The 12,834-nt window shown below is 65.3% G+C and carries 12 protein-coding genes; 8 read left to right on the top strand and 4 right to left on the bottom strand.

What is annotated here, in order from left to right; translation table 11 throughout:
- Positions 1 to 2: 2 nt before the first annotated feature.
- From ureE to arsH, 5 genes are all read left to right on the top strand, one after another.
- Positions 3 to 515, top strand: a complete 513-nt coding sequence (gene ureE, locus F1609_RS27435; protein WP_167080014.1) for an urease accessory protein UreE — start codon at positions 3 to 5, stop codon at positions 513 to 515.
- Complete coding sequence (locus F1609_RS27430) at positions 512 to 1,177, top strand: urease accessory protein UreF (protein WP_167080012.1); 666 nt, start codon at positions 512 to 514, stop codon at positions 1,175 to 1,177. Before ureE ends, F1609_RS27430 begins: the two co-directional genes overlap by 4 nt.
- 23 nt (positions 1,178 to 1,200) lie before the next feature.
- On the top strand, positions 1,201 to 1,815 hold the full coding sequence (gene ureG, locus F1609_RS27425) for an urease accessory protein UreG (protein WP_167080010.1): 615 nt from the start codon (positions 1,201 to 1,203) through the stop codon (positions 1,813 to 1,815).
- A 90-nt stretch (positions 1,816 to 1,905) separates the two neighbouring features.
- A complete protein-coding gene (arsC, locus tag F1609_RS27420) occupies positions 1,906 to 2,262 on the top strand; it encodes an arsenate reductase (glutaredoxin) (RefSeq protein WP_167080008.1) in 357 nt (118 codons plus the stop codon).
- A 15-nt stretch (positions 2,263 to 2,277) separates the two neighbouring features.
- Positions 2,278 to 2,961, top strand: coding sequence for an arsenical resistance protein ArsH (gene arsH, locus F1609_RS27415; protein ID WP_167080122.1), 684 nt, complete (start codon positions 2,278 to 2,280; stop codon positions 2,959 to 2,961).
- On the opposite strand, the gene F1609_RS27410 is transcribed toward arsH, so the two are convergent.
- The 3 genes from F1609_RS27410 to F1609_RS27400 all read right to left on the bottom strand — a co-directional run bounded on the left by F1609_RS27410 (position 2,958) and on the right by F1609_RS27400 (position 6,026).
- On the bottom strand, positions 2,958 to 3,344 hold the full coding sequence (locus tag F1609_RS27410) for a diacylglycerol kinase family protein (RefSeq protein ID WP_167080006.1): 387 nt from the start codon (positions 3,342 to 3,344) through the stop codon (positions 2,958 to 2,960). The genes arsH and F1609_RS27410 overlap by 4 nt on opposite strands.
- Positions 3,345 to 3,471: 127 nt before the next feature.
- Positions 3,472 to 5,379 carry a linalool dehydratase/isomerase domain-containing protein gene (locus F1609_RS27405; RefSeq protein ID WP_167080004.1) on the bottom strand — a complete coding sequence of 636 codons (1,908 nt, stop codon included), beginning with the start codon at positions 5,377 to 5,379 and terminating at the stop codon, positions 3,472 to 3,474.
- A gap of 98 nt (positions 5,380 to 5,477) precedes the next feature.
- A complete protein-coding gene (locus tag F1609_RS27400) occupies positions 5,478 to 6,026 on the bottom strand; it encodes a hypothetical protein (protein WP_167080002.1) in 549 nt (182 codons plus the stop codon).
- 370 nt (positions 6,027 to 6,396) lie between these two features.
- Here F1609_RS27400 and F1609_RS27395 point away from each other — a divergent pair, with 370 nt between their 5' ends.
- Entirely contained in the window at positions 6,397 to 7,254 is an 858-nt protein-coding gene (locus F1609_RS27395; RefSeq protein ID WP_167080000.1) for a DUF535 family protein, read from the top strand.
- A gap of 224 nt (positions 7,255 to 7,478) precedes the next feature.
- Positions 7,479 to 7,805 carry a hypothetical protein gene (locus tag F1609_RS27390; RefSeq protein WP_167079998.1) on the top strand — a complete coding sequence of 109 codons (327 nt, stop codon included), beginning with the start codon at positions 7,479 to 7,481 and terminating at the stop codon, positions 7,803 to 7,805.
- A gap of 10 nt (positions 7,806 to 7,815) precedes the next feature.
- On the opposite strand, the gene F1609_RS27385 is transcribed toward F1609_RS27390, so the two are convergent.
- Positions 7,816 to 11,862: a Pls/PosA family non-ribosomal peptide synthetase gene (locus F1609_RS27385; RefSeq protein ID WP_167079996.1), complete on the bottom strand. Its 4,047-nt coding sequence runs from the start codon at positions 11,860 to 11,862 to the stop codon at positions 7,816 to 7,818.
- Positions 11,863 to 12,040: 178 nt separating this feature from the next.
- Here F1609_RS27385 and F1609_RS27380 point away from each other — a divergent pair, with 178 nt between their 5' ends.
- The gene (locus F1609_RS27380) at positions 12,041 to 12,832 is read left to right on the top strand and encodes a DUF1444 domain-containing protein (protein ID WP_167079994.1); all 792 of its coding nucleotides are present in this window, start codon (positions 12,041 to 12,043) and stop codon (positions 12,830 to 12,832) included.
- Positions 12,833 to 12,834 lie beyond the last annotated feature (2 nt).

Genomic DNA, 12,834 nt, shown 5'->3' with positions numbered 1-12,834 from the left:
TGATGATGACATTGCATACCAAGCTGGCGCACGCCGAGCGAATCGACGATGAGCTGGTGCTGGCCTACGACCAGCGTGAAAAATGCCGCCTGCGCGCGCGTTTGGCGTCGGGCGAGGAAGTGGCGCTGTTCATGGTGCGCGGCACGGTGCTGCGCGACGGCGAACTGCTGACGGGCGCCGAAGGGCGCGTGGTGCGCGTGGTCGCCGCCAGCGAACCGACTTACGTCGTCCATTGCGACACGCCGTTGACCATGGCGCGCTGCGCTTTCCACCTGGGTAACCGGCACACGCAAGCCCAGATCGGCGACGGTTTTCTGCGCATCCGGGTCGACGCGGTGCTCAAGGAGATGGTGGAGGGCCTGGGCGCGCGCGTGGAGCAGCAAGACGCGCCGTTCGAGCCGGAGGCGGGGGCTTACGCGGGTGGAGGGCACAGCCACGCGCACGATGGCCATCTTCTGGCGCCGGTGCCGCTGCGCCAGAAAATCCACCGGCCGGGCGATCCGGCTCCCGCATGAACGCGGCCGCGCTGCTGCACCTGCTGCAGTTTGCCAGCCCGGCGCTGCCGATCGGCGGCTACAGCTATTCGCAGGGGCTGGAAGCGGCGTTCGACGCCGGCCTGGTCACCGACGCCGGCAGCGCCCGCGCCTGGATCGCGCGCCACCTGGGCGAGGTGGTGGCGCAGTGGGATGCGCCGCTGTTCTGGCGCCTGCTCAAGGCCTTCGAGGCGCATGACGATGCCTCGGTGGCCTTGTGGAGCGAGCGTTTCCTGGCCTCGCGCGACAGTGCCGAGTTCCGTGCCGAGACGATCCAGATGGGCTATTCGCTCACGCGCCTGATCGCGGAGCTGGGCGTGGCCGACGTGGCCTCGCTCGGCCCCGAGGTGGCGCTGCCGACCGCCTTTGCCTGTGCGGTCGACGCCCTTGGCATCCCGCACGAGGAAGCGCTGCTGGCCATGCTGTTTGCGTGGGTTGAAAACCAGGTGCTGGTGTGCGTCAAGTCGGTGCCGCTGGGGCAGGTGGCGGGGCAGCGCATGCTGCTGTCGCTGCGCGCCGACATCAAACAGGCGGCGCGGCGCGCGCAAACGCTGGGCGACGAGGAGATGTCGAACTGGTCGCCCGGCTTGTCCATGCTGTCGATGCGGCACGAGGTGCAGCATGGCAGGTTGTACCGATCATGATTAACAAGGAAGAGAGACAGAAGATGACATCGAATCCCCTGCGGGTGGGCATTGGCGGCCCGGTTGGTTCCGGCAAAACCGCCTTGTGCGAAATGCTCTGCAAAAGCATGCGCGAGCAGTACGACATGGCGGTCATCACGAACGACATCTACACCCGCGAAGACATGGAAATCCTGCTGCGCGCGGATGCCTTGCCGGCCGAGCGCCTGATGGGCGTGGAAACCGGCGGCTGCCCGCACACGGCGATCCGCGAGGACGCCTCGATCAACCTGGAAGCCATCGCGCGCATGCAGGCCGACTTTCCCGACCTGGACCTGATCCTGATCGAGTCCGGCGGCGACAACCTGGCCGCCACTTTCAGCCCCGAACTGTCGGACCTGACCCTGTACGTGATCGACGTGGCCGGCGGCGAGAAAATCCCGCGCAAGGGCGGCCCGGGCATCACGCGCTCGGATCTGCTGATCATCAACAAGACCGACCTGGCGCCGCACGTGGGGGCCGATCTCGGCATCATGGCGCGCGATGCGAAGCACCAGCGCGGCGAGCGTCCCTTCATTTTCACCAACCTGCGCAGCGGCGAAGGCGTGCATGCCGTGGTGGCCTTCATCCGCGAACAGGGCCTGCTCGACGCCCGATGAGGGGCGCGCCCACGGCGGGCGCTTGTTTTGATGGGTCATTTCGACTATTATTGAATTATCAAAACGAGCCGCATTGCGCGCGAATCCGCCATGACCATCACGATTTACCACAACGCGCGCTGCAGCAACTCGCGCCGCGCCCTTGAACTCATTCTCGCCGGCGGTTTTGACCCGCAGATCATCGATTACATCGCCGAACCGCCCACGCGCGCCGTGCTGGCCGGCCTGATCGCAGGCGCCGGCCTGTCGGTGCGCGACGCCATGCGGACCAAGGAGCTGGAATACGCCGCTCTTGGACTGGCCGATGCCGCCGATGATGCGCTGCTCGATGCCATGATGGCCCATCCGACCCTGATCAACCGCCCCTTCGTGGTCACGCCGCTCGGCGTGCGCCTGTGCCGTCCGGGCGACCTGGTACAGGGTATTTTGCCGGCGAAGGAAGCCTGAATGGACCTGAACGATATGAGCCTGCCGAACCTGGCCGAAGCGCAGTTCGACCTGCCGACGCTGGACCAACTGGCGCCGCCTGCGCGCTTCGATCATGCGCCGCGCATCCTGCTGCTGTATGGCTCCCTGCGCGAGCGCTCGTTCAGCCGCTTCCTGACCGAAGAAGCGGCGCGCATCCTGGCGCACATGGGCGCCGACGTGCGCATTTTCGACCCGCACGGCCTGCCCATGACCGACAGCGAAGCGGTCACCCATCCCAAGGTGGCCGAGCTGCGCGCCTTGTCGCTCTGGTCGGAAGGGCAGGTGTGGTGCAGCCCGGAGCGGCATGGCGCCATTACCTCGGTGATGAAAAACCAGATCGACTGGATTCCGCTGGAAGTCGGTTCCACCCGGCCGACCCAGGGCCGCACGCTGGCGGTGATGCAGGTGTCGGGCGGCTCGCAGTCGTTCAATACCGTGAACACCCTGCGCCTGCTGGGGCGCTGGATGCGCATGGTGACCATACCGAACCAGTCGTCGGTACCCAAGGCGTACGAGCAGTTCGACGAGGCGGGGCGCATGAAGCCGTCGCCGTTTTACGACCGTGTGGTCGATGTGATGGAAGAGCTGTTCAAGTTTACCTTGCTGCTGCGCGAGCGCGGCGATTACCTGGTGGACCGCTACAGCGAACGCCGCGATGCCGCCCAGCGCCAGGTCTAAAGGTAAGGCCAGAAGGTCAGCGCGCCGATCAGCACCGCGCCGGCGGCGGCAATGAGCACGCCGCCGGCGCCGATGTCCTTGGCGTGCTTGACGGCGACCGCGTAGCCTGGCGAGACCACGTCGCACACGTATTCCACCGCTGTGTTGATGGTTTCGGCCACCCACACCGCCACCATGGCGGCGACCAGCCAGCGCCAGTCGGCGCTGCTGACGTTGAAGTACAGCCCGAGGCCGACCACGATCACGCTGGCGGCCAGGTGCAGCCAGGCGTTGTGCTGGGTCTTGAGCATGAACACAATGCCCGCGATGGCGTAGCCGAAGCTCTTGGAGCGGGCCGCCAGCGAAAAGCGCTGCGGCGTGCCGACGTTCTTGGTTTCGTTCATGGTGTGTCCGTAGGTTTGATCAAGCGCCAGTCCTGCGCTGCGCCGGGCCGGCGGGCCGGGATGGTCAGCCACGATGTTATTGCGACGGCGCCTCCAAGAATGGCAGCCAGCAGGACGCAGCAAGCCATTATCTTCCTCCCCGGGCGCGAACGTGCAGATTTGTGCGCCCGGCGAACGCCATGCTCAAGCTGGCCTTGCCCCCGGCATCGGCCATGAAGCCAATCTCGTTGGCGAAGTACTGTCCGTGCGCTTGCAGGCCAATCAGGCCGATCGCGTGAACGCCCTCGCCATACAGCACCGCGTGCAAGCCGTTGTCGCCGGCATGCGCGCTGGCGACCAGGATGTCGGGGTAGGGCAGGCTGTCCAACTGCGGCCCGGCGAGCGCACGCGGAGCGCCAATCACCTGGCGAAAGCCATCGCGCGTGCCGGCGCGCGCCATCAGCTCGACGCCATGGGCCCAGACCGAGGCGCGCAAGCGGTGGATCACGCCATCCTTGAGCACACTCGGGCACTCCGCTTCCAGCGCGTCCATGCATGCGGCGTAGACGGCGCTGTCGCCCAGTTCCGCCGCCGCCAGCGCCGTGGCGCTGTAGGCGCTGGCGCGCGAGAAACCGTAGTTGCCGGTGTCGATAGGCCAGAAGGCGCGGCGGCGCAAGGCGCCATCGCGCCCGAACAACTGGCGCCGCAGCAGCAGCCACTGGCGGCGCGCCAGATCCGGGGCGACCACGTTCAGGAAAAAGCACGGCATCGCCAGCGGCATCGCGCCGCCGATGGCCGGCAGGGCCAGGCCGGTGCGCGCCGACTTGCAGGGGATGTAGCGCCCGAAGCCGTCGAGGAATTCGGCTTCCAGGTTGTGGCGGAAGTCGTGCGCGTGGCCGGCCCAGCGCTGCTCTCCGTGCTGCGCGTCGAAGGCCATGATGGCGCTCGCGCCGATGGTGTTACACAGCGGGTAGACCCAGTTCGGCTCGCAGGCGATCAGGTAGTAGGGCGAGGTCGTATATTCGTGTTCCAGGCGCCGCACCAGCGAGCCGGCATCGTGCGTGTAGCGCCGGCCCGATGGATGGGCGAGCGTAAAGCGCCCGGCCTGGGAGAAGTCGCGGCGCCCGGTGCTGGCACTGAACAGCGCCATTTGCAGCGCCACGAAGCCGGTGTACATGATGTTTTCGCGCGCGACCGGGTCCGGGTCGGCTTGCAGGTTACCCCACAGGTTTTCCAGCTTCCAGTACGACCAGACCTGGTGCTGCGCCTGTTTGTCGAGCAGCGCGATCTGGGCCGCGTGCATGTAGCCGCGAAATGCCGGCGTGTAGCGCGCCTGCGTGAGCGCCACGCCATACGCGAGAAAGTTCAACTGGTAGCGCGTGGCGGCGGTCTGGAACTGGTCGATTTTTTCGAAGCCGTTGAACTGGTCGAGCGGTTGCAGGGCGCGGTCGAGGGCAAAGCGCAGGCGCCGCAGGTGATCGAGCGACATTTCGGGCGCATCGCCGGTGTCGGGAGCGGCGTTGAAAATGTGGCTCAAACGGTCCGATTGACTGGCAAGCCAGGCATTGTCGATCTTGCGTTGGCGCTGCGCGAGGGCGAAGCGCGCGGCCATGGCCAGGGCCAGGGCCACGAAAGCGAGGGCCAGTCCGGAGAGCACCATGTCGATCGTCGCTGCCCGCAGCGCTCCGTGGCGCATGGTGGCCGCGCCAACAGCCATGCCCAGCCAGGCCACGGGCGGCGCAAGGATGTTGCCGGTCCCGAACCAGACCAGCAGGGCCACGGCGAATGTGGCCATGCCGGCGGCGGCCGCGAGCAGGTGGCCGACGCCGCTGGCGGTGCAGATGTCGGCATGGGCGAGAAAGCCGCCGCCGGGCAGGATCAGGCCCATGCCCAGGATGCGCAGCTGGTCCTGGTGCGTCAGGAACAGCAAGGCCATTCCTGCGCCGAGCATCAGCAGATAGAGAAGGAACAGGCGGATGAGGCGTGCCTGGGTCACCGGGCCGAACAGGCGTAGGTAAGGTGGCAGGGGGGCGATATCGGAGTCGTGAGAAGTCATTCCTGCCGGCCGGTCGGGTAAAGCACCATTTTACTTGAACTGCCGCAAGTAAATTTGTTGCCCGCCGGGATTAGATGAGTTTGAAGGCATGGGCATGGCTACCATTTGCCTTCGAAGCCGCCATCACAAAATTCGCCGTTGCCCTTGACCAATATCGAACACCAGGGCATTCGTCGCGACAAGGCCAGCAGCGCCGGGCGTGAAAAATTGTCTCCGTCCAGGGTGATGCAAATATGCGCTAATTGCGTCATCGGCGCCAGTCGGTCCAAGCCGGACTGGTCGATCGAGGTCCCGTGAATTTGCAGATTGACCAGATTGTTGAGCTTTAGCAGGTGAACGATGCAGTCGTTGGTGAGCTGATCATTTTCCTTCAGCCGCAGGCTGGTCAGGCGTGGCAGTGTGGCAAGGTGCGCCAGGCCCTGGTCGCTGATCTCCGTCCACTGCAGGTTCAGGTCCTCAATGCTTTTCGCTTTCGCAAGATGGGCCAGCCCGGCATCGTCGAGGTTGGTGCCGCTAAAGCACGCAGAGCGCAGGTGGCTTAGCTCGCACAGCTTCCCCAGCTCGGCCATGCGAGCGATATCGCGTGTTCCGGCGAAAGTAAAATGGCGGATAGACCGATCGAACCATGCACCGTCGATATTGATCATGCGTGCCTTCCGCAGGCGCGCGCGCAGATGGTTGAACGTGAGAAATGTAAGATGAATGTCATATGGGGCAAGGATAAGCGCGAGCCGGTACCATGCGCAAGCGGCCGTTCTTGCGGCTGCTGATATCCGGCACGTCAATCATGGCGTCCTTATATATCCAAACGGAAATTAAATGTATTTACCGCCCCGCTTTTAATTTACAATAGAAGATCACTGCAACGGTAGTTTTTCATTGGAAACACCCGCTTGCATCGTTTCTGATTGTTAGCGGAGTCCAGTAATGAATTTTCAAGAAGGCCCTTTCGCAGGAGGGCTGGAGACAGTTTTCCTGACGCCAACGATCAGCCTCCGTTCAGGCGTCCCGGACACCTTGCCCACATTGCAATACTGGCGCGAGCGCGTCAAGCTGCAGGCGCGCGCGCTGATGCATCGGCGCGTCACCGATCAGTGGTTGCGGGTGCTCAATGCGCATCCTGTTTTTTGCGATCTGGTGCGCGATTCGCCGAAGCTGCTGTATAAAATCTATCGCCCCTACATGAGCAATGTGCTGTGCGCCGAGGCGCGCCTGCGCGTGTTGGCGACGCATTACGGCTTTGTGTTCAGCCGTGGAATGGGGCCGCTGATCGTCGCGGCCGCACGCGCCGGCGTAGCGCTCGGATCGGTCGAGGGCAAAACCGGCTCAATATATGAGCTGCAACTGCGCGCCGTGTCCACCATGGAACGCGAAGGCGAGCTGGTGTTGCAGTTGTACGATGGCGGCACGCCGGTGTTTTCGCTGGCGTTCACCTTTGCGGAAGAAGAGGGCCACCCGATCGTGTGCATCGGCTGCATCCAGGGTCCGAAGGGCAGCGACGGACTTGAAGCGATCCGCACGGCAACGCGCGAGTTGCACGGCGCACGGCCCAAGCATTTGCTGGTGACCCTGGTGCGGCAGCTGGGCCATGCTGTCGGTTGCAGTCGCGTGCGGCTGGTTGGGAATGCGAACCGGGTTGTACACGGTGCAATTCGACGTGGCAAGGTGATGGCCGACTACGATCAGATGTGGAACGAACTGGGAGCCGAGCGCCGTGCCGATGGCGATTATACGATTGCCTGCGAGCCGGTGCCGGAACCCGACATGGAGCAAATCCAGTCGAAAAAGCGCTCCGAAGCGCGCAAGCGTCATGCGGTGGTGCGGGAACTGGCCGATGCGCTGGTGGCCAGCCTGGCCAAGCCACCCAATCCTTGATCCAGCTCAAACCGGGGTTTGAACCTAATGGCGTGAGCTTAAGGTCCGTCAGTTCACTGCGCGGGAACGACGGTTTTTCGTTAGTGGCCAAAAATCCGCTTAACTTGACGGCATCAGGCTCTGACCCCGGTTTGAGGCGGATCAAGTCAGGGGGCGCGCTGGTGGAATCCACCGTCGAACGCGAGCGCATTGGCGCGCCGCCGTCCTTGTAGCAGGAGAGTTGTTTGATCTGTGCGATTGCCGCCGGTCCGCCGCCGCATGCTTGCTTGATCGATGCCGCAAACGCCAGCGGTTTGCCCAGCCAGGTGAATTCGAGCGCATTCATGGCCAAGGCGGGTAGCGGCAGCGCTGTCAGCGTGTCCATCGCCCTCTGCCAGTGGGCCTTGCCGATCTCCTTGTCGCCGGCAATGGCCTCGAAGTGCGGCAATGCCCGCGACAGGTTCTCCACTGCCCTCTCCACGCTCGTGCATGGCAGTTCGAGTGCGATCGGCTCATCCCCCTCAAACAGGTACGCACGGTTCGCCATGGGGTGCTTTCTGGTAACGGAATGAGTCTGACAGTTTATGTTGCCGATGCCGCATTTGCAACACGCGCAGGCGCCGCCGGGCAACCCGCCCAGCTGGTGCCTGCCGGAATGTGTTCGCCCTTCATCACCAGGGTCAGCGGGCCGAGACGGGCATTGTCGCCCACCTTGGCGCTGTAGAGCACGGAACTGCGCGGCCCCATCGTGACCTTGCTGCCAATCTCGACATGGTCGATCTTCATCACGCGGTCTTCGAACAGGTGGGTCTGCGGGCAGGCCAGGGCGTTGAGCTCGCTGTAGTCGCCGATCGAGACGCAGTCGAATTCGGTGATATCGGTGGTGTCCAGATACACGCCGCGCCCCATTTTGCATCCCAATAAGCGGAACGCGACCGGCAGCCAGGGCGTGCCGCGCAGATAGCGCATGAAGTTCGGTACGGCAATGCCTTCGTACAGATTGGTCACGCCTTCCGACAGCCACACGAACGGCGTCCACATCGGCGCCGAGCGCTTGCGGTAGTGGCCCAGCAGCAGCCATTTGAGCGTGAGCACGAACACGAAGTTGCCGATGCCGTACACCAGTCCGGCCAGCGCCAGGTCGACGGTCACCTCGCCCCACAGCCCGGCGGCCGCGGCCGGCATGACGTCGAGCACCACCGTGTAGCCGACGGCAATGACCAGCGCGTGCGGCGCCACGATGCGGAACGTTTCCACCAAGGTGCGTCCGATACGGCGCAGCGCCGATGGCCGGTAGGTCAGCCATTCCGGATAGCCGCTGACCTGCTCGCGCGCCGGCAGGTGGATCGCCGGCGAACCGAGCCAGGTGTCGCCGCTGGCCATACGCGCGTTGTCCGGCGCGTGGGTATGCACGCCGACCAGTACCCGCTCCGGCAGGATGGTGCCATCGGGAATATAGCTGCCATTGCCGACAAAGCTGCGGTGCGACACCACGGTGGCCTGCATGGTCATCCAGCCGCCGTCGATGTGTTCGTCTCCGAGCATGACGGCATCGGCGATAAAGGTTTCGTCGCCCAGGGTCAGCATGTCGGGCACCACGCCGAGCGCGGTCGAAATCTCGGCATCGCGCCCGACCTTGGCGCCCAGCAGGCGGTACCAGAACGGTGCGAATACAGTCGCGTAAATGCCGTGCAGCACGTTCAGGCTGGATTCCTGGATATGGCTCACCAGCCACTTTGCACAATAGATATTGCTGTGGACGGCAGAGCGGCCCGGTTTCAGGCGCGGCAGGCCGCCCCAGCGGATTGCGGCCGAGACCAGCGCGGTCAGTACGATCAGCACGGCGGAAGCCGGAAACGCCAGCAGGAAGTAGCGCACCAGCTGGGTCATGACCTGGTTGCCTTGCAGCCAGGGCATGACTTCCATCTCGTCGAGCCAGTCGATCAGCACAAAACTCGGGAACACCGGCATGAAGAACACCGTCGTCACCAGCAAGATGCCAAGCACGAAAAACACCGCTTCGCCCGCCAGGCGCGCAGGGCTGACCTTGGGCCGGGGCGGCAGGCTCGATACGAACGGACCCTGGTCGCGCGCGGGCGAACCGCCCCAGACGCGCGCCGCCGGTACGCTGGCGCCGTCGGCCAGCGCGGCCTGGCCTTCGAGGTGGCCGAGCGCGCCCACCGAGGTGTTGCCTTCCATGACAGCATAGGACGACACCGAAGCGTTTTCGCCCAGGGAAATCGCGCCCAGCAGCAGGCGTCCGCGCTCGACCCTGGCGTTTTCGAAGTTGACGGCATTGCCGATGCTCACGCCATCGGCGATGTGGAGCAAGTCCGGCGCGCGCAGGGTGATCGAGCCGACCAGCACCTCGCTGCCGACCCGGGCGCCGAGGGCGCGCAGCCACCACACATACAGCGAGGAGCCGCTGAGCAGGTAGACCGGGGCCGACTCGACCAGGCGGTCGGCCAGCCACCAGCGGTAGTAGGTCCAGCCCCACAGCGGGTAGGAACCGGCTTTCAGGCGCCCGGCGATCAGCCATTTGCCCACAATCGCAATGACGAATTCCATGACCGTGGCGAACAAGAACACGCCGATCGAGGCGGCCACGGCGAGCGCGACCGAGTCGCCCGGTTCGCCCGTGAAAAAGTGATAGGTAAAGAACGGCGCCAGCCACTGCGCCATGCGCAGGGTGACCAGCGGCGGAATGGCCAGCGCCTGGCCGGCCGCACAGAGCCAGCGGCGGGTGGCGGACGGCGCCGTCCAGTCTGGTTCAGGCGCGCCGGCGGCGGGCGCATCCATCAGGGCGATGGCGATCTTGCCGATCTGGCGCTGCTGATAGATATCGCGCACCGTGACATGGGCAAACGCCGGATCGGCGCGCAGGGCCGAGGCCAGCCGCGCCGCCAGCAGGGAATGCCCGCCCAGATCGGTAAAAAAGTCGGCTTCGCGCCGGATCGGCATTCCGGGGAACAAGCCGGCCAGGGCCTTGAACAGGGCGTCTTCGGCCGGGGTTTCGGGCTGGTCCGAGCCCTCGGCGGCGGCCAGCGCGGCCAGCGGCATGGCCTTGAGCGCCTTGCGGTCGATCTTGCCGGACGTAAGACGCGGCATCAGCGGCAAGACTTCGTAGCGGCTCGGGACCATGTAGGCCGGCAAATGCCCGGCCAGGGCGCGGCGCAAGGTGGGACCGGACACGGCGTCGTCGCCGGCGCCGGCGGCCGCCACCAGGTAGGCGACCAGCTGGTCGATGCCATCGTCCTTGCGCAGCAGCACGGCGACCGTGCCCACGCCCGCCTGCTGGGCCAGCACGGCTTCGATTTCGCCCAGTTCCACGCGGAAACCACGGATTTTCACCTGGTCGTCGGTGCGGCCGAGGCACTGCACTTCGCCGTCGGCGTCGATGCGCGCCAGGTCGCCGGTGCGGTACAGGCGCGCGTCGTGCGGGCCGCTGGACCAGGGGTTGGCGAGGAATTTTTCATCGGTCAGGTCGGGCCGGCCAAGGTAGCCGGCGGCAAGACCCGGGCCGGTGATGCACAGTTCGCCCGTGGTGCCGCGCGGCTGCAAGGCCAGGCCCGGGCCGTCGGTGCCGATGACCAGCAGGCCATAGTTGGGCAGCGGCGTGCCGATGGTGATCGCGCGCCCGCGTTCCAGGCGCGCCAGGCTGCACGAGACGGTGGCCTCGGTCGGGCCGTAGGTATTGAACATCTGGCGCCCGGGAGCGGACCAGCGCTCGACTACGGCGTCGGGGCACATTTCGCCGCCCAGGTTAATCAGGCGCAAGCCCGGCACATCTTCCGCGAACAGGGCCAGCAGGGTCGGTACGGCGTGCAGCACGGTCACGCGGTGGGCGACCAGCATGCGCGGCAGCGTTTCCGGGTCGCCGGCAATCTCTTTGGGGCCGATCCAGAGCGTGGCGCCGACCAGCCAGGAAATCCAGATTTCCTCGAACGACATGTCGAAGGCTACCGAAAATCCCTGGTACACGCGGTCTTCCGCGCGTACGCCGAGCACCGCGTTTTCGCTGCGCAGGAAGTGGCAGATGCTGCGCTGGGTAATCAGGATGCCTTTCGGCTTGCCGGTCGAGCCCGAGGTGTAGATGACGTAGGCAGGCTGGTCGGGCGAGACCTCGCCACGGCGCTGCATTGATTCGCCGTCCGCCAGCGGGGCCAGCAAGTCTTCGGCGCACCAGGCCGGGGTGGCGCCGCCGGCCAGCTGGGCGGCAAAGGCGGCGCTGGTCACCACGCCGATGGCGCTGGCGTCGTCCACGCAGACGGCGAGGCGCTCGACCGGGGTATCCTGGTCGACCGGCAGCCAGGCCGCGCCGGCCTTGGCGATGGCGGCCTGGGCGACCAGCAACTCGATGCCGCGCATCATCCACAGGCCGACAATATGGCCGGGACGCACGCCCAGGCCGATCAGGCGCGAGGCGCCGATATCGGCCAGTTGGTCCAGCTCGGCGTAGCTCAGGCTGCGCTCGCGGTAGATCAGCGCAATCTGGCCGGGCGCGCGGCGGGCGCTCGCTTCGAGCAGGTCGGCCAGGATTTCGTGTTTCAGCAGGGAGGGTTCGGCCGGCCCGTACAGGATGTCCGGATGGGCGGTGGGGGCGGCGACAGGCAAATTTTGATCGGGCATGTGTACCACGTGGTTGTACTGCGCAAAGGGAGCTCGGCGCCAGGCGTCAAGATATAACATTTCATATCGGTCGTGTTGCTGTGTGGCTTTGTATTCAGCGTAACTTAAGCCAGGGGAGCGAGATTGGTGCCGCAAGCAGCTACAATTTCCCTATATTAACCATTATGCGAGACTGGCCGTGGGCATCCTGGACCTGTTTAACTCCAAACCGGCGCCAGCCAGATTTGCCACGATGATGACGGTCGCGGCCAGGCGGCGGGGAGAGACGCAGCCGATTCGCTTCGATGCGGAGGCGTTCAGCCTCACCATCGGCACCGATGACACAAGGGTGCTGTATTTGCACAATGTCTACACAGATTATTGCCAGGCAGGCAAGGGCGAGCGTGCCAAGGTGATCGACGTCTGTCTCGCCGCAGCGTCGCAGCCGCCCAAGCCGGCAACGTTCGCCCAGTGCAGGCAAAGCTTGCTGCCGATCCTGCGCCGCCGCGCGATGTCCGAGGTGCTGCGCCTGACGCAGCTGGCCGACAACGACAGCGAGCACAATGCGCGGGCGATGCTGCCGTTCAGCGAGGACGCGGTGCTGATGCTCGGCTACGACACCGAACACGCGGTCGAGCCGCTCGCCGCGTCCGACCTGAAGGCGTGGGGCGTGAGTGCCGAAGAATGCCTGGCTGCGGCGCTGGACAATCTGCGCGACCGCAGCGTGTGCAACTTCGACGAGGCGCTGCCGGGCGTCTTTCTCAGCGCCTGGAACGATACCTACGACAGCTCGCGCCTGCTGTTTCCGGATATCGTGCACCAGCTGAACCTGGGCGCCGATCCGGTGATGATGATGCCCACGCGCTCGCGCCTGATCGCCAGCTCCGCCAACAATATCGCGGGCATGCTGGCCATGGTCGATCTGGCGCAGCGTTGCGCGGACCAGGAGGGGCGGCAGGTGTCGGCGCTGATGTACCGTTCGGACAGCTGAAA

This window comes from Massilia aquatica (assembly GCF_011682045.1).
GTDB classification, from domain to species: Bacteria; Pseudomonadota; Gammaproteobacteria; order Burkholderiales; family Burkholderiaceae_D; genus Telluria_A; species Telluria_A aquatica.
Note: the sequence above shows the minus strand (reverse complement) of the source record. Positions and strands in the feature narration are given on the sequence as shown.